Source organism: Sphingomonas faeni (assembly GCF_040407495.1).
In the GTDB taxonomy this organism is placed as follows: Bacteria; Pseudomonadota; Alphaproteobacteria; order Sphingomonadales; family Sphingomonadaceae; genus Sphingomonas; species Sphingomonas faeni_D.
Genome location: NZ_JAPZPP010000004.1, coordinates 338,527 through 359,263, shown reverse-complemented (window position 1 = coordinate 359,263; position 20,737 = coordinate 338,527). Strand labels below are relative to the sequence as shown.

The 20,737-nt window shown below is 66.4% G+C and carries 17 protein-coding genes; 14 read left to right on the top strand and 3 right to left on the bottom strand.

Annotated features, from left to right (window positions below):
• Positions 1-39 precede the first annotated feature (39 nt).
• Positions 40-1,467 carry a sulfotransferase gene (locus O6W96_RS14760; protein WP_353470272.1) on the top strand — a complete coding sequence of 476 codons (1,428 nt, stop codon included), beginning with the start codon at positions 40-42 and terminating at the stop codon, positions 1,465-1,467.
• Here O6W96_RS14760 and clpB read toward each other — a convergent pair.
• On the bottom strand, positions 1,464-4,043 hold the full coding sequence (clpB, locus tag O6W96_RS14755; protein ID WP_353470271.1) for an ATP-dependent chaperone ClpB: 2,580 nt from the start codon (positions 4,041-4,043) through the stop codon (positions 1,464-1,466). The genes O6W96_RS14760 and clpB overlap by 4 nt on opposite strands.
• A 175-nt stretch (positions 4,044-4,218) precedes the next feature.
• On the opposite strand from clpB, the gene O6W96_RS14750 reads away from it, so the two are divergent.
• Positions 4,219-4,626 carry an acyl-CoA thioesterase gene (locus O6W96_RS14750; protein WP_435372226.1) on the top strand — a complete coding sequence of 136 codons (408 nt, stop codon included), beginning with the start codon at positions 4,219-4,221 and terminating at the stop codon, positions 4,624-4,626.
• 123 nt (positions 4,627-4,749) lie between these two features.
• Here O6W96_RS14750 and O6W96_RS14745 read toward each other — a convergent pair whose 3' ends face one another.
• A complete protein-coding gene (locus O6W96_RS14745; RefSeq protein WP_353470269.1) occupies positions 4,750-6,144 on the bottom strand; it encodes a helix-turn-helix domain-containing protein in 1,395 nt (464 codons plus the stop codon).
• Positions 6,145-6,244: 100 nt separating this feature from the next.
• Here O6W96_RS14745 and O6W96_RS14740 point away from each other — a divergent pair, with 100 nt between their 5' ends.
• From O6W96_RS14740 to O6W96_RS14685, 12 genes are all read left to right on the top strand, one after another.
• Positions 6,245-7,771 carry an acyl-CoA carboxylase subunit beta gene (locus O6W96_RS14740; protein ID WP_353470268.1) on the top strand — a complete coding sequence of 509 codons (1,527 nt, stop codon included), beginning with the start codon at positions 6,245-6,247 and terminating at the stop codon, positions 7,769-7,771.
• Between the two features lie 59 nt (positions 7,772-7,830).
• Positions 7,831-8,115, top strand: a complete 285-nt coding sequence (locus tag O6W96_RS14735; protein WP_353470267.1) for a hypothetical protein — start codon at positions 7,831-7,833, stop codon at positions 8,113-8,115.
• The gene (locus tag O6W96_RS14730; RefSeq protein WP_093400484.1) at positions 8,112-8,330 is read left to right on the top strand and encodes a hypothetical protein; all 219 of its coding nucleotides are present in this window, start codon (positions 8,112-8,114) and stop codon (positions 8,328-8,330) included. The genes O6W96_RS14735 and O6W96_RS14730 overlap by 4 nt, the downstream gene beginning before the upstream one ends.
• Positions 8,327-8,833, top strand: coding sequence for a hypothetical protein (locus tag O6W96_RS14725; protein WP_353470266.1), 507 nt, complete (start codon positions 8,327-8,329; stop codon positions 8,831-8,833). The genes O6W96_RS14730 and O6W96_RS14725 overlap by 4 nt, the downstream gene beginning before the upstream one ends.
• The gene (mce, locus tag O6W96_RS14720; RefSeq protein WP_353470265.1) at positions 8,830-9,255 is read left to right on the top strand and encodes a methylmalonyl-CoA epimerase; all 426 of its coding nucleotides are present in this window, start codon (positions 8,830-8,832) and stop codon (positions 9,253-9,255) included. The genes O6W96_RS14725 and mce overlap by 4 nt, the downstream gene beginning before the upstream one ends.
• Positions 9,256-9,265: 10 nt before the next feature.
• A complete protein-coding gene (locus O6W96_RS14715; RefSeq protein WP_353470264.1) occupies positions 9,266-10,051 on the top strand; it encodes an enoyl-CoA hydratase-related protein in 786 nt (261 codons plus the stop codon).
• A gap of 130 nt (positions 10,052-10,181) precedes the next feature.
• On the top strand, positions 10,182-12,449 hold the full coding sequence (scpA, locus tag O6W96_RS14710) for a methylmalonyl-CoA mutase (protein ID WP_353470263.1): 2,268 nt from the start codon (positions 10,182-10,184) through the stop codon (positions 12,447-12,449).
• A 23-nt stretch (positions 12,450-12,472) separates the two neighbouring features.
• The gene (locus O6W96_RS14705; RefSeq protein WP_353470262.1) at positions 12,473-13,018 is read left to right on the top strand and encodes a TlpA family protein disulfide reductase; all 546 of its coding nucleotides are present in this window, start codon (positions 12,473-12,475) and stop codon (positions 13,016-13,018) included.
• 76 nt (positions 13,019-13,094) lie between these two features.
• A complete protein-coding gene (gene bioB, locus O6W96_RS14700; protein ID WP_435372225.1) occupies positions 13,095-14,150 on the top strand; it encodes a biotin synthase BioB in 1,056 nt (351 codons plus the stop codon).
• The gene (locus O6W96_RS14695; RefSeq protein ID WP_353470260.1) at positions 14,141-14,503 is read left to right on the top strand and encodes a lysozyme inhibitor LprI family protein; all 363 of its coding nucleotides are present in this window, start codon (positions 14,141-14,143) and stop codon (positions 14,501-14,503) included. Before bioB ends, O6W96_RS14695 begins: the two co-directional genes overlap by 10 nt.
• 52 nt (positions 14,504-14,555) lie before the next feature.
• Positions 14,556-16,583 (top strand): acetyl/propionyl/methylcrotonyl-CoA carboxylase subunit alpha, encoded by a 2,028-nt coding sequence (locus O6W96_RS14690; protein WP_353470259.1) that lies wholly within the window; start codon positions 14,556-14,558, stop codon positions 16,581-16,583.
• 521 nt (positions 16,584-17,104) lie between these two features.
• Positions 17,105-19,492 (top strand): DUF3772 domain-containing protein, encoded by a 2,388-nt coding sequence (locus O6W96_RS14685; protein WP_353470258.1) that lies wholly within the window; start codon positions 17,105-17,107, stop codon positions 19,490-19,492.
• On the opposite strand, the gene O6W96_RS14680 is transcribed toward O6W96_RS14685, so the two are convergent.
• The gene (locus O6W96_RS14680; RefSeq protein WP_353470256.1) at positions 19,493-20,545 is read right to left on the bottom strand and encodes a spore coat protein U domain-containing protein; all 1,053 of its coding nucleotides are present in this window, start codon (positions 20,543-20,545) and stop codon (positions 19,493-19,495) included.
• Positions 20,546-20,737 lie beyond the last annotated feature (192 nt).

The window sequence follows — 20,737 nt, the reverse complement described above, 5'->3', positions numbered from 1 at the left end:
GCCTTTGACACCGCCCCCCGCGAATGGTGGAAACGATCGATGACTGCCGCCCCGCTCGCCGACCTCCAACGCCTGCTCGCGATCCGCGATCGCGGCGGGATCAACACGCTGCTGGCGGACTGGCTCGACCGTGACCTGGCCGTCGGTGATCGCTGGGCGGCGTTCGCGGAGATCCTGGCGCAGCACGGCGAGTGGACGCTTGCCCTTCGCGCGGTCCGCCGCCACCGCGCCGCGGCGCCCGACGATCGCGCGCGCTGGTTCGGGGAAGCCGTGATGCTCGCTCGCGCAGGGCGTAACGCCGAAGCCCGCGCCTGCATCGTGCCGCTGCTCGAGGTTTCGCCGCAAGACACCAGGCTCGCGCATTTCATGGGTGCGCTATCGTCGGAAGCGGGGCTGTTCGACGACGCTCGCCGCTATTTCGGCACGGTGCTCGATGCCGATCCAAAGTCGGGCCAGACATGGCTCGAACTCTCCGCGATCCACGGGTTTACCCAAGGCGATCCCTTGCTCGACCGATTGCGCCGGACTGCTTCCGACGCGGTGCCGAACGCGGCGCGCGCGGCGCTGTGCTATGCGCTGGGCAAGGCACTGGACGATATCGGCGATATCGACGCTGCGTTTGCGGCTTTTGCGCAAGGGGCGGCACTGGTGGCGACCGAGCGCCGGTACGACGCCGCGGCCGATCGCGCCCAGGCTGACGCGGCCGCAACCGCGTGGGACGGTGTCGCGCTACCGCATTTCGACGGCGCGGCCGGGTCGACACGCCTGTTCGTCACCGGTCTTCCACGGTCCGGCACCACGCTTGTCGAGCACAGCCTCGCGAGCCATCCGGCGGTGGCCGGGGGCGGGGAGTTGAACCTGTTGTCGATGATCGCACGGGAGGCGGGGGGCGTCGGGCCCGACGCGCTGGCCGGGTTTGCACGCGCCGGGCGTGGCCAAGGCGCATTGACCGGGCTCTACGATCATCTCGTCGGCGAGCGCTTTTCGCCCGGCGTCCGCGTGGTCGACAAGACGCTCGATGCCAGCCGGATGTTGGGACTGGTCGCGACACTCATGCCGGACGCGCCGATCGTCTGGCTGCGACGCGATCCGCTGGATACGGCATGGTCGTGCTTCCATACCTATTTCGCGCGCGGCGTACCGTGGAGCTGGTCGCAGGAGACGATCGCCGCGCATTTCGCGCTCGAAGACCGGCTGTTCGCCTTCTGGCAGGCGCGCCTCGGCAGTCGCCTGCTCTGCGTCGACTATGAAGCACTCGTCACCGATCCGGCGGTGTGGATTCCCCGGATCGTGGCGCATGCCGGCCTGCCGCAGGACCCGAGGACGCTGGCGCCGCACGAGACCGAGCGGGCGGTGTCGACCTCGAGCGTCGCGCAGGTTCGTCGACCGATCGGCCGCAGCGCAATCGGGTCAGGCGACCGCTATCGCCGTCACCTGACCCGCTTTCTCGACGCATATTCCGGTTAGGCGACGACCAGCACCAGCTTGCCGTCACCCTCGTCGACCTTGACGGTGGCGCCATCTTTTACTTCGCCGCGCAGGATCATGTCGGCGAGAGGGTCCTGCAGATAGCGCTGGACCGCACGCTTCAGCGGCCGCGCGCCATATACCGGATCATAGCCCACCCGACCCAGCCACGCTCTCGCGGCATCTGTCAGGTCGAGCACGATCTTGCGGTCGGCCAGCAGCTTGTCGACACGGCTCACCTGGATGTCGACGATCGGCGCCATGTGCGACTGGCCGAGGCGGTGGAAGAGGATCACCTCGTCGAGCCGGTTGAGGAATTCGGGCCGGAAGTGCGAGCGGACGATCTCCATCACCTGCGGCTCGACCGACGAGACGTCGTCGCCCTCTGCCATGTTCGCCAGATACTGGCTGCCGAGGTTCGACGTCAGGATGATCAGCGTGTTGCTGAAATCCACCGTGCGCCCCTGGCCGTCGGTCAGCCGCCCGTCGTCGAGCACCTGCAACAGCACGTTGAACACGTCGCCGTGTGCCTTCTCGACCTCGTCGAACAGGATGACCTGGTACGGCCGCCTGCGCACCGCCTCGGTCAGCACGCCGCCCTCCTCGTAACCGACATAACCCGGAGGCGCGCCGATCAGCCGCGCGACCGCGTGCTTCTCCATGAACTCGCTCATGTCGATGCGGACCATCGCCGACGGGTCGTCGAACAGGAATTCGGCCAGCGCCTTGGTCAGCTCGGTCTTGCCGACGCCGGTCGGTCCGAGGAACAGGAATGACCCCAGCGGCCGGTTGGGATCCTGCAGCCCCGCACGCGCGCGGCGGACTGCGGTCGAGACCGCTTTGACCGCATGCGCCTGGCCGATCACGCGCTTGCCGATCGTCGCTTCCATCGCCAGCAGCTTGTCGCGCTCGCCCTGGAGCATCCGCTCGACCGGGATCCCCGTCCAGCGGCTGACGACGCCGGCGATGTCGTCGGCGGTGACTTCCTCGCGCAGCATCGCGCCTTTGGTCGCGCCCGCCGCCTCGTCGAGCTGTCGCTGCAACCCGGGAATCGTACCGTAGGAAAGCTCGCCCGCCTTGGCGAGATCGCCCGACCGCTGCGCCTGCTCGAGTTCCAGCCGCGCGGCATCGAGCTGTTCCTTCACCCGTGCCTCGGCGTTGATCTTGTCCTTCTCGCCCTTCCAGCGCGTCGTCAGTTCGGCGGATTGCTCCTCCAGATTGACGAGTTCGCCCTCCAGCGTGTCGAGCCGGTCGACCGACGCGTCGTCGGTCTCGCGCTTCAACGCCTCGCGTTCGATCTTGAGCTGGATGATCCGCCGGTCCAGAGTCTCGATCGCCTCGGGCTTCGACTCGACCTCCATGCGGATCCGGCTCGCGGCCTCGTCCATCAGGTCGATCGCCTTGTCGGGCAGGAAGCGGTCGGTGACGTAGCGGTTCGACAGCGTCGACGCGGCGACGATCGCGCCGTCGGTGATCCGCACGCCGTGATGGAGTTCATATTTCTCCTTCAGTCCGCGCAGGATCGAGATGGTGTCCTCGACGGTCGGTTCGCCGACCATCACCGGCTGGAACCGCCGCTGCAACGCGGGGTCCTTCTCGACATATTTGCGGTACTCGTCGAGCGTGGTCGCGCCGACGCAGTGCAGCTCGCCACGCGCGAGGGCGGGCTTGAGCAGATTGCCGGCATCCATCGCGCCCTCGGATTTGCCTGCGCCGATCAGCTGGTGCATCTCGTCGATGAACAGGATGATGTCGCCCTCCGCGGCCTTCACCTCGTCGAGCACGCCTTTCAGCCGCTCCTCGAACTCGCCGCGATATTTGGCACCCGCGATCAGCGAGCCGAGATCGAGCGACATCAGCCGGCGGCCCTTGAGCGTATCGGGCACGTCGCCGTTGGCGATCCGAAGGGCTAGCCCCTCGGCGATTGCGGTCTTGCCGACGCCGGGTTCGCCGATCAGCGCGGGATTGTTCTTGGTCCGCCGCGCGAGGATCTGGATGGTGCGGCGGATCTCTTCGTCGCGACCGATGACGGGGTCGAGCTTGCCGTCGCGCGCCGCCTGAGTGAGGTCGCGCGCGAACTTCTTCAGCGCGTCATAGCGATCCTCGGCGCCCGCGGTGTCGGCGGTGCGGCCCTGGCGCAGGCCGTTGATCGCGGTGTTGAGCCCCTCGGGCGTCACGCCGCTGGCCTTCAGCGCCTTGCCCGCTGCTGTGTTGAGCGACAGCGTGAGCGCGACCAATAGCCGCTCGACGGTGACGAAGCTGTCGCCCGCCTTGCTCGCGATCTGCTCGGCCTGATCGAGCACGCGCACCGCATCGTTGTCGATCCCCGGCGTGGTCTGCGCGCCCGACCCCGACACGACCGGGATCTTCGCAAGCGCAAGATCCGTCTCCGACGTCGCGCGCTTGGCGTCGCCGCCCGCTGCCGTGATCAGCCCGGCGGCCATGCCCTGCTCGTCTTCCAGCAGCGCCTTCAACAGATGCTCGGGGGCGATGCGCTGATGGTTCATGCGGATCGCGACGGTCTGCGCGGATTGCAGGAAGCCTTTCGCGCGGTCGGTGAATTTGTCGATGTTCATGACGAATTCCTGTGGGATTGGGTCGGTGTTGGCCGAAAGATGGTGTTGTATTTGGGCAACACAAGAGGCGCGCGCAGGTCGGATGCTAGGGCCCGCGCGGCACGTCTGGAATAGCGTTTATTGTCGGTATCGAAGCGCTGCCGTCATCGCTATGTTCAGGTTCGCATGCTATATGATGCTTGTGTCAACAGCGCTCCCCCATCAATACGCCATCGGCATCGAGCCGGCCGACATCGACTTCATGGGTCACGTCAACAACGCGAACTATCTGAAGTGGGTACAGGCCGCGGTGATCGACCATTGGCAGCGCCTCGCGCCCGCCGAGGCGGTGGCCGGGCACCTGTGGGTCGCTCTCAAGCACGAGATTACGTACCGCAAGCCGGCGTTCCTTGACGACGACGTCATCGCGACGGTGTTGCTCGAGAAGGTACAGGGCGCGCGTGCATTCTACGAGACGATCATCAAGCGCGGCGAGGATGTGTTGGCCGAGGTGAAGTCGAGCTGGTGTTGTTTAGATGCGGAAACGCTGCGACCATCGCGATTGGCGAACAGCGTCGTGGAGCATTTCTTCCCGAAGGACTGAGCCTTCTCGCTCCCCTCCCGGGAAGGGAGGGGCTGGGGGTGGGTAGGCCAGCTTGAGCCTCAACGGTCGGGTCATGCGGAAGCCGACCCACCCCCGACCCCTCCCTTCCAGGGAGGGGAGTAGTCACACCACCTCGTACGGCACAGCCCCACGCCGGTCCGGATCGACTCGTATCCCACTCGCCGCCGGCGGAAACGCCCGCTGGTCGCAATCCGTCCGCAAACAGACGCGACACGAAGACCCGATCGGCGTCGCAATCCCGCCCGTCCCGAGCGCATCCGCGTAGATGAACTCCGACGCATTCGCTTCCTCGCACCCCAGCGCCACCGCATAGCGCCGCGCCGGTCGCGTGTACGTCTCGGATGGCTTCACCAGCCCCTTCGCCATCGAGACGTAGCGGATGCCATCGGTCGTCTCGATCAGTTGCGTCAGGATCCGGTCGGGGATCGCCACCGCCTCGTGGACGATCCACAACGGACACGCGCCGCCGAACCGCGCGAACTGCAACCGCGTGGCCGAGTGCCGCTTCGTAATGTTCCCCGCCATGTCGACGCGGCAGAAGAAGAACGGGATGCCCAGTGCGCCGGGGCGCTGCAACGTCGAGAGCCGGTGACACGTCTGCTCGAAGCTCGTCCCGAAGATGCGCCGCAATCGATCGATGTCGTGACGCACGCTCCGCGCCTCGGTGCGGAAACGGGTATAGGGCATGACGATAGCCCCGGCCGCGTAATTGGTCAGCCCCGCGGTCAGTAGTGCGCGCGCCGTTTCGGACGCCATTTCCGACGCCGCGACGATCCCGCCGATGACGTCGCCGAACTCGTGTCGTGCGACCTGATGCGCGAGCGAGAACAGGGTCGTCTCGCCCGGCTGCGATCCATCGAGCCGCAAAGTCGCGCCATCGTAATCGCGCAACGGTGCAGCGAGCGCGCCCGAGATCGTCACCGAAACGCCGCGCGCTGCCAGCCGCGCCTCCAGCGCCGCCACGCGATCTCCCCCCAACGTCTCGCCGATCTCTTCCGCGCGGCGGTCGAGCGTGTCGACATAATTGCCCGCCGCATGAAACCAGTCGCGCACGTCCTCCCACGGCAGCAACCCCGGCGCCCCCGATCCCGCCACCAGCCGGTCGTCCAGCGCCCGCAACTGCTCCTGCGCGCGGCGATACGCATCGTGCATCGCGACGAGCCGCTGCGCCAACAATGGCTGGTGCTTCACCGCACGCCGCACCGCGGTCTCGTCGAGCGCGGGCGCCTCCACACTCGTATCCGACACCGCCTCCAGCGTCGCGATCAGCAACGCGGTATCGTCCGCCGCATCGATGCTCCCCCAATCCGCCGGAAACTCACGCGCGAGCGTGATCAGCACGCCCTCGGTCACCGGCCGGTCGCCATTCTCGATCTGCGAGAGGTAGCTCACCGACAGCCCGATCCGCGCCGCCATCGCCGCTTGGCTGATCCCGAGGACGCGGCGCAGGTCGCGCAAGCGGTGTCCGACAAAGAGGCGACGCGCGGGCAGGGTCATGCCTTCGCCTAGTTTGCAAACATCACGTCGGCAAGTTTGCAACATTGCATTTGCGCATCGCATCCCGCTCTGTGAAGGCAATCAGCAGGACGGAGAGACGATGTCATCGACGATCGAAGAGCTTGAACGCCGCCGCGAAGCCGCCAGAGTCGGCGGGGGCCTCAAGCGGATCGCAGCGCAGCACGCCAAGGGTAAGCTCACCGCGAGGGAGCGCCTTGACGTGCTGCTGGACGAGGGATCGTTCGAGGAGCTCGACATGTATGTCGAGCATAACTGCGTCGATTTCGGCATGCAGGACCAGGTGATCCCCGGCGACGGCGTGGTCACCGGCTCGGGCACGATCAACGGCCGCCTCGTCTTCGTCTTCAGCCAGGACTTCACCGTGTTCGGCGGGTCGCTTAGCGAGCGTCATGCGCAGAAGATCTGCAAGGTGATGGACAGCGCGATGAAGGTCGGCGCGCCGATCATTGGCCTCAACGACAGCGGCGGCGCGCGCATCCAGGAGGGCGTCGCCTCGCTCGGCGGCTATGCCGAAGTATTCCAGCGCAACGCGCTCGCATCCGGCGTCGTGCCGCAGCTCTCGCTGATCATGGGCCCCTGCGCAGGCGGCGCGGTCTATTCCCCCGCGATGACCGACTTCATCTTCATGGTGAAGGATTCGAGCTACATGTTCGTCACCGGCCCCGACGTGGTCAAGACGGTGACCAACGAGGTCGTGACGCAGGAGGCGCTCGGCGGGGCGGTGACGCACACCACCAAGACCTCGGTCGCCGACAACGCGTTCGAAAACGACATCGAAGCGTTGCTTGCGGCGCGCGATTTCTTCGATTTCCTGCCTGCGTCGAACCGTGAAGGTGTGCCCGAGCGTCCTACCGCGGATGACTGGGACCGGATCGAGGAGAGCCTCGACACGTTGATCCCGGCGTCGGCGAACCAGCCTTACGACATGCACGAGCTGATCCGGAAGACCGTCGACGAAGGCGATTTCTTCGAGACGCAGCCGGCGCATGCCGCCAACATCATCACTGGCTTCGGCCGCATCGAGGGCCGCACGGTCGGCTTCGTCGCGAACCAGCCGATGGTGCTCGCCGGCGTCTTGGACATCAATTCGTCGAAGAAGGCGGCGCGGTTCGTGCGCTTCTGCGATGCGTTCGAGATCCCGATCGTGACGTTCGTCGACGTCCCCGGCTTCCTGCCCGGCACCGCGCAGGAGCATAACGGCATCATCAAGCACGGCGCGAAATTGCTGTTCGCCTATGCCGAGGCGACCGTGCCCAAGATCACCGTCATCACGCGTAAAGCGTATGGCGGCGCGTACGACGTGATGGCCTCGAAGCATCTGCGCGGCGACCTCAACTATGCCTGGCCGACCGCCGAGATCGCGGTGATGGGCGCGAAAGGCGCGGTCGAAATCATCTTCCGCGGCAAGACGCCGGAAGAGATCGCCGAGCGTACCGCGGAATACGAGGCGCGCTTCGCGAACCCGTTCGTCGCCGCGTCGAAGGGCTTCATCGACGAAGTGATTCAGCCGCACTCGACCCGCCGCCGCATCGCGCTCGGCCTACGGAAACTCCGCGGCAAGAGCCTGGAGAATCCGTGGAAGAAGCATGACAACATCCCGTTGTGATCCGGCGGCTTGTTGCATGATGATAAGCACATTATCATGTCATGCGAAGGAGTCGTGACATGCAGACCGAACGCGTGACGTTTCTGACTACGCCCGATCACAAGGCCGCGCTCGATGCGTTCGCGGCGAACAGCGGCATGTCTGTCGGCCGCGTCGTGCGTGAGGCGACGACGCGGTACATTGCCGCACCGGCGTCGCGCGACGAGGAAGCGGCATTGGCGTTTCTCGCACCGGAGATCGAGGCCGCTGTCGACGACATGAAGACGTCCATCCAGTCGATGCGTGAGAATATCGCGCGCACCTGCGCTGTGGTCGATGCGGTGCTGGCGGGCGAAAGACCGTGAGTGCGGGTGAGAAAGCATTCGGCGTTTTCAAGACGATCCTGACGCTGAAGGATCAGCTTGATGGTCTGGATCGTGACGTCGCCCAGCTTGGCGGACGGCTCGCCGGTCTTGCCGGGGCGCATGGTGACCTGCGCGATCGGGTGTCTCGCCTTGAGGGGATGATTGAGGGCGCGGCAATGGCCGCTGGTCGGCAGCAGCGGAGGATCGAGGAATGATCGCGTTTCTTCTGCTTCAAGCCGCAGCCGTGGCGGCACCTACACCAACCTGGAAGCTCGCCGATCGTACCAATCAGGCGGGCGTGCGCAGCATCTCTGCGTCGGTCATAGGCAATGACGGTCTGTCGCGCTTTGTCGTAAAGTGCGACGTGGCGTCCGAGCCGATCGTGTCGATCCAGTTCATACAGCCGCAGCCGCTCGGGTCGGGCGCCGACAAACCCGTCGCGGTGCGCTTCGATGGCGGGCCGGCGTTCACCTACAACTGGCAGTTTCCGGGGACTGGTACGTACACCGCCGACCCCGAAGCTATCACCAAGCTGACGACGTTCCTCGTCAAGTCGAAGGCGCTCCGGGTCGAGACGACCAATGGCGCGAGCTTTGCGGTGCAGGCGAATTTCGTCGCGCCGACCGGCGATGCGATGATCCGACAGGTGCTCGGCGTCTGCGGTTACACGCTTGGCGTCGTTCCAACGCCACCGCCGCCACCGAAGGATGCGCAATGACTTTGGGCCGGCTCAACCATGTCGGGGTCGCGACTCCGTCGATCGCGAAGTCGGTCGAGACGTATCGCCTGCTGCTCGGCGCGACCGCGATCGGTGAGCCGTTCGACCTGCCGGCGCAGGGGGTGAAAGTGTGCTTCATCGATGCGCCGAATACGCAGATCGAGCTGATCGAGCCGTATGACGAGAGTTCGCCGATCGCCGGCTTCCTGCGCAAGAACCCGGCGGGGGGGCAGCATCACGTCTGTTTCGAGGTGGCGGATATCGATGCGGCGGTTGCCGACCTGAAGGCGAAGGGTGCGACCGTGCTGGGCGAGCCCCGCATCGGCGCGCATGGCACGCCGATCGTGTTCGTGCACCCCAAGGACTTTGACGGCATGCTGGTCGAGTTGATGGAGACGCCGGGCGATACCGGCGCGCACTAGGAGAGATCTGATGGCCGCGTACGAGCATATCCTGAGCGAGCGGCGTGGCGACGTGCTAGTGCTGACGCTCAACCGCCCCGACCGGCTGAACGCGGCGCCCCCGGCGATGTTCGAGGAATTGAAGGCGGCGCTGGGCGATCTGGACGGCGCGCGCGCGGTGCTGATTTTAGGCGCGGGGCGTGCGTTCTGCTCGGGCGCGGATGTCGGCGGTGGGGCGCTTGGCTCGGACAATCCGGGCGAGACAACGTTCGCGGCACTGACCGGCAGCTATAATCCGACGATGGCGGCGATCGCCGAGTTGTCGGTGCCGGTGGTAAGCGCAGTGCGCGGGCCTGCGGCGGGGATCGGCTGCAGCCTCGCGCTCGCCGCCGATTTCTGCGTAGCGAGCGAGGGCGCATATTTCCTTCAGGCGTTCGTGAACATCGGGCTGGTGCCGGACGGTGGCGCGTCGTGGATGCTGCCGCGGCTGATCGGCAAGGCGCGGGCGACCGAGATGATGATGCTTGGTGAGCGGGTGGCGGCGGCGAAGGCGCTCGACTGGGGAATGGTGCATAAGGTCGTTGCTGACGATGCGCTGGACGCCGAGGCGTTCGCGCTGGCGGAGCGGCTGGCGGCAATGCCGACGGTGGCGCTCGGGCTGATGCGCCGGGCGATCACCGCGGCGTACGAGACGGATTACGCGACCGCGATGCAGGCGGAAGCCAACAACCAGCGCGCCGCGCGTGGGTCTGCGGACTCGATGGAGGGCGGTATCGCGTTCCTGACGAAGCGTAAGCCGGTGTTTACTGGCAAGTGATGACTTCTGCTACTCGTTCCCCGGCGAAGGCCGGGGCCCAGGCTCGATGCGCAGCATCGAACGCGCTCCCGCGCGCGGCGTATTCGAGGGGCTGGGCCCCGGCCTTCGCCGGGGAACTAGGTGCTAGGTAATGACTGACAAACCGAACCCCACGCTTGCAGACTGGCAGGCGCTCGCCGCCAAGGAAGTAAAGGGCGCCGATCTCACCTGGCCGACCCCGGAAGGCATCGACGTCAAGCCGCTCTACACCGCGGACGACGTCACCACCGATCCCGGCCTCCCGGGATTCGCGCCCTTCACCCGCGGCGTCCGCGCGTCGATGTACGCCGGCCGCCCCTGGACGATCCGCCAATACGCCGGCTTCTCCACCGCCGAAGCCTCGAACGCGTTCTACCGCCGCAACCTTGCCGCCGGCCAGAAGGGTCTGAGCGTCGCGTTCGATCTCGCCACGCACCGCGGCTATGATTCCGACCACCCCCGCGTCACCGGGGACGTCGGCAAGGCTGGCGTCGCGATCGATTCGGTCGAGGACATGAAGATCCTCTTCGACGGCATCCCGCTCGACAAGATGTCGGTCAGCATGACGATGAACGGCGCGGTGATCCCGATCCTCGCCTTTTTCATCGTCGCCGGCGAGGAGCAGGGCGTCGACCGCAAACTGCTCGACGGGACCATCCAGAACGACATTCTCAAGGAGTTCATGGTCCGCAACACCTATATCTACCCGCCCGAGCCGAGCATGCGGATCATCTCGGACATCTTCGGCTACACGTCGCGCGAGATGCCCAAGTTCAACAGCATCTCGATCAGCGGCTATCACATGCAGGAGGCCGGGGCGACGCAGCTCCACGAGCTCGCCTTCACGATCGCCGACGGCATGGAATATGTGAAATACGGCGTCGCGAGCGGCCTCGACATCGACAAGTTCGCCGGACGGCTGTCGTTCTTCTTCGCGATCGGCATGAACTTCTTCATGGAGATCGCCAAGCTCCGCGCCGCCCGCGTCCTCTGGCACCGCGCGATGACGCAATTGGGCGCGCAGGACGAGCGCTCGAAGATGCTGCGGACGCATTGCCAGACGTCGGGCGTCTCGCTCACCGAGCAGGATCCGTACAACAACGTCATGCGCACGACGATCGAGGCGATGGCGGCGATGCTCGGCGGCACGCAATCCTTGCATACGAACGCGCTCGACGAGGCGATCGCACTCCCGACCGACTTTTCCGCACGGATCGCGCGCAACACGCAGATCGTGATCCAGGAAGAGACGGGGATGACCAAGGTCGTCGATCCGCTCGGCGGCAGCTATTATATTGAGAGCCTGACTCAGTCGCTGGTCGACGGCGCGTGGACACTGATCGAGCGAATCCAGTCCGAAGGCGGCATGGCGAAGGCGGTCGCGGCAGGCTGGCCCAAGGCGATGATCGAGGAAGCTGCGGCTGGGCGTCAGGCGCGCGTCGATCGCGGCGAAGACGTCATCGTCGGCGTCAACAAGTACAAGCTCGCCGAACAGGACGCGATCGAGATCCTCGACGTGGACAACGTGGCCGTGCGCGCTGGCCAGATCGAACGCATCAACCGGGTAAAGGCGACGCGCGACGAAGCCGCATGCCGCGCTGCGCTAGATGCGTTACGGGAAGGTGCGCGAATTCCTCCCCGGAACGGGGAGGGGGACCAGCCAACGGCTGGTGGAGGGGGCGTTCCACAAACGGATTCGCCGGAGGAAGCCCCCCTCCGTCAGCCTTCGGCCGACACCTCCCCGAATCGGGGAGGATTTGAGAACAACCTCCTCGCGCTCGCCGTCGACTGCGCTCGCGCCCGCGCAACGCTCGGCGAAATCTCGTCGGCGATGGAGGACGTGTTCGGCCGCTACGGCACGCAACCCACCCCCGTCTCCGGCATCTACGGTGGCGCGTACGAGGACGACGCGCGCTGGACCCGCCTTACCGACGGCGTCGAAGCCACCGAGCGCCGGATGGGCCGCAAACCCCGCATGCTCGTCGCCAAGATGGGCCAGGACGGCCACGACCGCGGCGCCAACCTCGTCTCGTCGATGTTCGGCGACCTGGGCTTCGAGATCGTCCCCGGCCCACTCTTCCAGACCCCCGCCGAAGCCGCCGCGCTCGCGCTTGAAAACGACGTCGACATCGTCGGTGCCTCGTCACTCGCCGCCGGCCACAAGACGCTGATCCCCGAACTGATCGGCTATCTCCGCGAGGCGGGCCGCGCGGATATCAAGGTGATCGCGGGTGGCGTCATCCCCGCACAGGACTATCAGGCGCTGCGCGATGCCGGGGTCCAGGCGATCTTCGGCCCCGGCACCAACCTGATCCAGGCCGCCGAGGACGTGTTAAAACTGCTCGGCCACAACATGGCACCGGAAGAGGAACGGGTATAAACATGCGCACCAGGGTGTTGGCGATGGCGCTGACCGCTTTCAGTATCGCGCCGGCTGTGGCGCAGGAAACCGCGCCGACCACCGGCCGCTCGATCTCTACGATCGCGCAAGTCATGGTGAAGACGCGCGACGGCAAGCCGATCCCGCTCGGATCGCGCATCAAGCCGGGCAAGCCCACCCTCGTATCGATCTGGGCGAGCTGGTGCCCGCCGTGCATCGCCGAAGCCCCGTATCTGAACAAGATGCGGAAGGAATTCGGCAGCGGCTACAACTTCCTCTACATCAACCGCAGCGAGGGCAGTCCCGATCGCACCCAGCCGCCCGCGGCGATCGCGCAGTTCCTGCAGCGCGCCGGCATGAGCGACATCGATTACGTGGTCGCTGACGTCGATGCGTACCGCCAGATCATCGGCAAGGACATCCGCGACATCCCCGACGGCAAGGTCGGCATTCCGCGCGTCTATCTGTTCGATGCCAAGGGGCGGCAGGTCCATACCGCCTACGGCTTCGGCGACGGCGGCGGGCCCGAATTCGAAGCGCGCGTGAAGCGTGCGATGGCGGCCAAGTGACATCGCCCACCAGTTACGTCGCTGCGCGCACGCGCTATGCGACGACGCGAAACGACCAGAGACCAAAGGCCGCATGATGATCGAAACCCTCCTCCGTCCCCCCGTCGCAGACCCCGCCGTTGCGACTGCTGCGCCGGGCGTCCGCACCGACTGGACCCGCCCCGAAATCGCCGCGCTCTTCGACCTCCCGTTCGACGAACTCATGTACCGCGCGCAGACCGTCCACCGCGCGCATCACGCGATCGGCGAAGTCCAGCTCTGCACGCTCTTGTCGATCAAGACCGGCGGCTGCCCCGAGGATTGCGGCTATTGCTCGCAGTCCGCCTCGTCCGACTCCGGCCTGAAGGCGGAAAAGCTGATGGACGTCGACGCGGTCCTCGCCGACGCCGCGCAGGCCAAGGCCGCCGGCTCGCAGCGTTTCTGCATGGGTGCCGCCTGGCGCAACCCGAAGCCGCGCGACATGCCGAAGGTCGTCGCGATGGTCGAAGGCGTCCGCGCGATGGGGCTCGAGACCTGCATGACGCTCGGCATGCTCGACGCGGACCAGGCCAGGCAGCTCGCCGACGCGGGCCTGGATTACTACAACCACAACATCGACACTTCGCCCGAGAATTACGGCAACGTCATCACCACGCGTACCTTCGGCGACCGGCTCGAGACGCTGGCGAACGTGCGTGACGCAGGCATTTCAGTCTGCTGCGGCGGGATCGTCGGGATGGGCGAGACGCGTAGCGACCGCGTCGGCTTCGTTCACGCGCTGGCAACCTTGCCGCGCCACCCGGAGAGCGTCCCCGTCAACGCGTTGGTCCCGGTCAAGGGCACGCCGCTCGGCGACATGCTCGCCGGCACGCCGATGGCGCAGATCGACGACATCGAGTTCGTCCGGACGGTCGCCGTCGCGCGGATCACGATGCCGCTCAGCATGGTGCGCCTGTCGGCCGGGCGTGAGAGCATGTCCGAGGCGACCCAGGCGCTCTGCTTCATGGCGGGCGCGAACTCGATCTTCACCGGCGACAAGTTGCTGACCACCGGCAACGCTGGCGACAGCGCCGATGCGAGGCTGCTGGCGAAGCTCGGGATGAAGCCGATGGTCGGCGCGGAGCCGATGCGGGAGGCAAAGACATGCTGCTGATCGCACTCCTGATGACCGCGGCTGCTCCGATGCAGTCGCAGGCGACGATGAACGCCTCCGCCGGTACGAGTTACGCGCGGGCGGATGCAGCGATGGCGGCGCAGTGGAAGCGGACCTACGCCTATATGAAGGGTCGCGACGCGCAGGACGGGTCGCGTGGCGGCGGGTTCGGCTATGCCGCAGCGCTGCTGGAGAGCCAGCGCGCGTGGCTCAAGTTCCGCGATACGCAGTGCGTGATCGAAGGCGGGCAATATGCCGGCGGTTCGGCGCAGGGCATGACGATTGCCGGATGCCGGACCGACCTAACGCAGGCCCGAACGAAACAGCTCAAGACGATGATGTGGTACCAATAACCAGTCCGCACCCGGACCGCGTCCGGCAAGACGGCACAGAGTAGGGCGAGTGATGTTCAAGAAAATCCTGGTCGCCAATCGGGGCGAGATCGCGTGCCGCGTCATGCGGACCGCCAAGGCGATGGGCATCAAGACCGTCGCGGTCTATTCCGACGCCGACGCGCGCGCGCCGCATGTGTTGATGGCCGACGAGTCGGTCCGGCTCGGGCCGGCACCCGCCGCGGAGAGCTATCTCAAGGCCGAACTGATATTGCTCGCCGCCAAGGAGACCGGCGCGGACTGCATCCATCCGGGCTACGGCTTCCTCTCCGAACGCGAGAGTTTCGCACTCGCCTGCGCCGAGGCCGGGATCGCCTTCGTCGGCCCCCCACCCAAAGCCATCGCCGCGATGGGCGACAAGATCGAATCGAAGAAGCTCGCCAAGGCGGCGGGCGTCAACGTCGTGCCGGGCTATCTCGGCGAGATCGACAGCACCGATCACGCGGTCGAGATCGCCGGCGGCATCGGCTATCCGGTGATGATGAAGGCGTCGGCCGGCGGCGGCGGCAAGGGCATGCGGCTCGCGTATAGCGAGCAGGACGTGCGCGAAGGCTTCGAGGCGACCAAGCGCGAGGGGCTCGCCAGCTTCGGCGACGACCGCGTGTTCATCGAGAAGTTCATCGAATCGCCGCGGCACATCGAGATCCAGCTGATCGGCGACCAGCACGGCAACATCGTCTATCTCAACGAGCGCGAATGCTCGATCCAGCGGCGTCACCAGAAGGTCGTCGAGGAGGCGCCGTCGCCGTTCGTGACGCCCAAGATGCGGAAAGCGATGGGCGAGCAGGCGGTCGCGCTGGCGCAGGCGGTGGGGTATTTTTCGGCGGGCACGGTCGAGCTGATTGTCTCGGGCGCGGACACGACGGGAGAGGGGTTCTACTTCCTCGAGATGAACACCCGGCTCCAGGTCGAGCATCCGGTGACCGAGGAGATCACCGGGCTGGATCTGGTTGAATTGATGATCCGGGTTGCTGCCGGGGAACCGCTGGGGTTCGGGCAGGACGAGGTGAAGCTGAACGGCTGGTCGATCGAGAATCGGGTGTACGCCGAGGACCCGTATCGCGGCTTCCTGCCGTCGATCGGGCGCCTGGTGCGCTACAACCCGCCCGAAACTTCCCCCCTCCCGCCTGCGGGAGGGGGAGCAGAAGAACCTCGAATCCGTGTCGACGACGGCGTCCGCGAGGGCGGCGAGGTCAGCATGTTCTACGACCCGATGATCGCCAAGCTCATTACCTGGGCGCCGACTCGCGACGGCGCGATCGCCGCGCAGATCGCCGCGCTCGACGCGTTCGAGCTCGACGGCCCCGGCAACAACATCGATTTTCTCTCGGCGATCATGCAGCACCCGCGCTTCCAGTCGGGCGCGCTCACCACTGGCTTCATCGCCGAGGAATATCCCGACGGGTTCCACGGCGCCCCGGCCGACGCCGAACTGCTGAAGACGCTCGCCGCCGTTGCCGCGTTCGCGGCCACCGCGGAAGCCGATCGCGCCCGCCGCATTGATGGCCAGCTCGGCAGGCGCCTCCGCCCGCCCGCCGACTGGTCGGTGACGATCGACAAGACCGACCACGCGGTCACCGTCTCGACCGATGGCATCATGGTTGATCGCGAAGACCTGGATCTGGCGCTCGAATACACGCCGGGCGACCGGATGGTGGTCGCCGACGGTCATGGTGTGGATGGCGACGAGCACCTGACGATCCGCATCGCCAAGGCGCGCGCCGGCTTCAAGCTTACCGCGCGAGGGGCGAGCCATGTCGCCCGCGTCCTTCCCGCCCGCGTCGCGCCGTACACCGCGCATCTGATCGAGAAGGTCGCGCCCGACCTGTCGAAGTTCCTGATCTGCCCGATGCCGGGGTTGTTGGTGCGGCTCGACGTCGCAGCGGGCGACAAGGTCGAGGCGGGGCAGGCGCTCGCGGTGGTCGAGGCGATGAAGATGGAGAACATTCTGCGCGCCGAGAAGACGGGGACGGTGAAGTCGGTCGCGGCGAAGACGGGGGATAGTCTGGCGGTGGATCAGGTGATCCTCGAACTCGACTAAGCGGGCGCGCTAGCCGGTTCACGTCGCTAGCGCCCCTCGCCCGTCATGCCGGACTCGTTCCGGCTTCCACCGTTCCGCAGGGTCGAGAGAGTTGAATGTGCGGGACGGTGGGTCCCGGCCTTCGCCGGGATGACGGGGAGTGGAAGGGTCTGCGTTTCTACTGGCAATTTGCCGCAGCGGACCGCGCTTCTTGTTTCCCCGCGAAGGCGGGGACCCAGTCTGGGCTCCCGCCTTCGCGGGAGAACAAGGAGGGGCTGGCCGGCGGCTGTGTTTGCAGGACCGCGTCCCACCTAACACCACCCCGGCGGAGGCCGGGGCCCAGTTGGGAGCGGCTTGTGATTTAGGCCAACGCTCAGTTACAGCGACCTCTCCAACTGGACCCCGGCCTTCGCCGGGGTGGGACGTGTGATGGGCAAGCGCTCATCCTGAGGCCTTGCCGAAAACAGCGGCAGCGGTGCCGGTACCCAAGCCCAGCGCCACCCCCCTCCCGTTTCCGGCCCCACCGCTGTACAGCACCCCAGATGACCCTCCTCCGTTACCTCGCCGCGCTCCTCCTCGCGGTCACCGCGGTCACCGCGCTACCCGCCACCGCGCAGGACGAGCCCAAGGTCGCGATCGTCGCCGCCAGCCTCACCCAAGCCTCCGCCGAGCTCCAGGCGATCGACGACGCGACGCCCGCCGCGCGCGACGACAAGGCGCGGCAAGCCCTCCGGACTCGCGCGCAAGCGGTGCAGACCACCGCCGCCGACGCCGTCCGCACGCTCACCCCCGAGATGGCTCTCGTCCAGGCGCGCGTCGCGGAACTCGGTGCCGCCACCCCCGGCGTCGTCGAAGCGCCCGAGATCCGCCAGCAACGCAAGCTACTCGCGCAGAGCCAATCCGGAATCGACTCCGCGATCAAGCGCGCCCGCCTCATCGGGATCGAGGCCAAGCAGCAGATCGACGACATCGGTGCGGCCGAAGCGGAGGAACTCGGCCAGCAATTGTCCGAAAACACCGGTTCGCCGCTATCTCCCACCCTGTGGGCCGCGATCGTCGATCACCTGCCGCGCGACACGGCGCGACTGATGCGGTTCGCCAATGTCGAGATCCGCCAGTTCGGCGCGCGGTTCGACATGCGCGCCGGCACCGGCCTGCTGATCGGGATACTCACCGCGCTGCTGCTGATCGTGCCGCTACGACGCTGGCTGCACGGCGTCGGCCGTCGATACGCGACCAACCACGCACCTGGCGGTCGCCTGCGACGCTCGGCCTATGCGCTGTGGCTGGTCGTGATCGGCACCGCGCTACCAGGTCTTGCCGCCTGGGCGATCGTTGCATCGCTGCGCTGGGCCGGGCTCGTGTCGCCCGCCTGGAGCCGGTTCGGCGCGCTCTTCGTCGGGATCTCTTGGTTCTGTGCGTTCGTCTCGTCACTCGGCGGCGCGCTGCTGTTGCGCGGCCAGTCGACCTGGCGCCTGCTGCCGATCGGCGACCCCGCGGCGAACGCGCTTCGGCCGTACACCTGGATGGCGGCGGGCCTGATCTTCTTCGGCCAGCTGCTGATCGCGACGAACATGCTGATCGGCATCAGCGCACCGGCATCGAGCGCGGCCAACGCGGTCGTCGCGCTGCTCCACATCGTCCTGCTCGGCGCGATCCTGGTAACACTCGGACGGCTGCGCGCCGCCGCGCTGCCCGATCCGACCAAGCCCGCGCGCAACACGCTGCTCGCGATCGTCGCGACGCTCGTCTGGCTGGTGCTGGTCGTGACGCTGCTCGCCGGCCTGATCGGCTATGTGAACTTCGCGCTGAAGGTCGCGACGTGGCTGCTGTGGGGCGCGATCGTTGGCGCGTCGCTGTACCTGATGATGACCTTCACCGACGATGCGTGCCGGACGCTGCTGTCGAGCGGCAACCGGCTCGGGCGTTCGGCGAACAGCGGCTTTGGGGTCGACAACAAGACCGTCGACCAGATCGGCGTGCTGCTGTCGGCGGTGCTGCGGCTGCTGCTGATCCTGCTCGCGGTCGGCGCGGTGATGGCGCCGTTCGGGGCGGGTGTCGGCTCGGCGTTCGAGCTGTTCGGGACGGTCGCGAACGGCGTGACGATCGGCCAGGTCACGATCTCGCCGGGCGCGGTGCTGCGTGCGATCGCAGTGCTGTTCGTCGCGCTCGCGATCATGCGCGGGCTGCAGCACTGGCTGGTGAACAGCTATCTGCCGACCACCGCGATGGACGCGGGCGCGCAGAATTCGGTGATGATGGTCGCGCGTTATGCCGGGATCATCGCCGCGGTGCTGTGGGCGCTCGGCGCGCTCGGGATCGGCATGGAGAAGCTCGCCGTGGTGCTCGGCGCGCTGTCGGTCGGGATCGGCTTCGGCCTCCAAGCGATCACGCAAAACTTCGTCTCGGGGCTGATCCTGCTCGCCGAACGCCCGGTCAAGATCGGCGATCTCGTGCGGATCGGCAACATGGAGGGCGACGTGAAGCGCATCAACGTGCGCTCGACCGAGATCCAGGTGGCGGATCGCTCGACGCTGATCGTCCCCAATTCGGAACTGATCACCAAGACGATCCAGAACATGACGCTGGCCGCGCCGATCGGCCGGATCCAGCTGCAATTCTCGGTGCCGCTCGAGGAGGATCTCGATGCGGTGCGGACGATGCTGTTCGCGGCATTCGCGGAAAAGCACGAGGTGCTCGACGATCCCGAGCCCAAGGTGTTCATCGACTCGATCGACGCCGGCCGTGCCAAGTTCAACTGCTTCGCGTACGTGGCGAGCCCGCGCGATGCCTATCCGATGCGCAGCGAATTGCTGTTCACATTGCTCCGCCAGTTCCGCGAGGCGGGGATCGAAGTCGGCTCGACCGCGACCAAGATGGAGATCGTCGGCGGTACGCCCGTATCGCCGGCCACCGAAACCCTTGCCTGATCATTTCACCGAATAGGGGATCGAGATGGTGTACGCCGTGTTGGCGGCCATCTTGCCCTTGGGACTGAAGCGTACCGCGGTCACGTTCCCCTGCGTCGCCGCATCTCCAGCCGTGGGGATGTAGCCCCAGACGCCGTTGCCGCTCGCGAAATCGACGTCGTCGCTCGTGTCCGATGGGCCGTAATAATCGAAGCTCAGGCCAGTCGTGCCCGTCGTGTTGCCACCCTGTACTGCTGGGCTTGATCCCGTGCCGTCCCCGTCGAGGGCAACGCGCAATCCCGCGGGGGTCGGCAATGTCACCGCCAGCGTATTGAGGTCGAGCGGCACGATGTCGGGATTTTCGATCTTCAGCATGATCCGCAATTTCGAACCAGGAATAGCTTTTGGGTTGTTGGTGGAAGCCGATGCCTCCCAGGTGGTCTTTTGCGAGATCGTGACGATCGCGCCCTTTTCCGCGACGGTCATCGTCATGCTGATGAGACCGCTGGCGCTGCCGGTATCGCTCAGCACGCAGACGTCGAGTCCGAGGACCTTGGCACCCAGCAGCGTGCAGAACGACCAGTCCCATTTCACTTCGAAGTTGCCGGTATAGATGCCGGGCGCGAGGCGGGTTGTGCTTCGTGCTTTCAGGTATAGCGGTACGGCGGCGCGGGTGTTGGTCAGCAGCGATGTCGTGCCGTTGATGATGGTGCGCGGCGTGCCCGCGACCAACTGGTTCTGCCCGCCCGAATCCGCGGCCAGCTGATAGGTGGCGGTCGCACCCGCCGCCGATTTAAGCGTGTAGACGGTACCGGACTTGACGGTGACGACCAGGCCGTCGCTGCTCATCAAGGCCAGCAGGGGCGTGGAGTTGCACCCGAACGATCCGGTCATGGCGACGTAGGGCATCGCCGACGGGAGCGTGTCGGTCGAGAATAAGGCGGCCGGCGAAAAGGTTCCGAGATCGGCCAGTGGTACTGGTGGCGACCCTGGAGGCGATGCCGGCGTGACGCCGCACGCAGCCAAAGCGGGGGTTGCGACCAGACCGAGACAGATCGCTACGAGTCCGGCCAAGCGCCTGATCATGCGTATTGGCCTCAACCGCCGACCGTGATCGATAGTCACCCTGTACCTCGCACCATGCTCCATAACGTAGCGCTACGGGCTAGTCGTTAACGCGGTTTCAAAGACCGGAAATGGGTCTTTTCGTTGTCCGAACGCGCCGTTCGATCGCCGCCGGGCCTTGGGAGGCTTGCGACGGCCGTC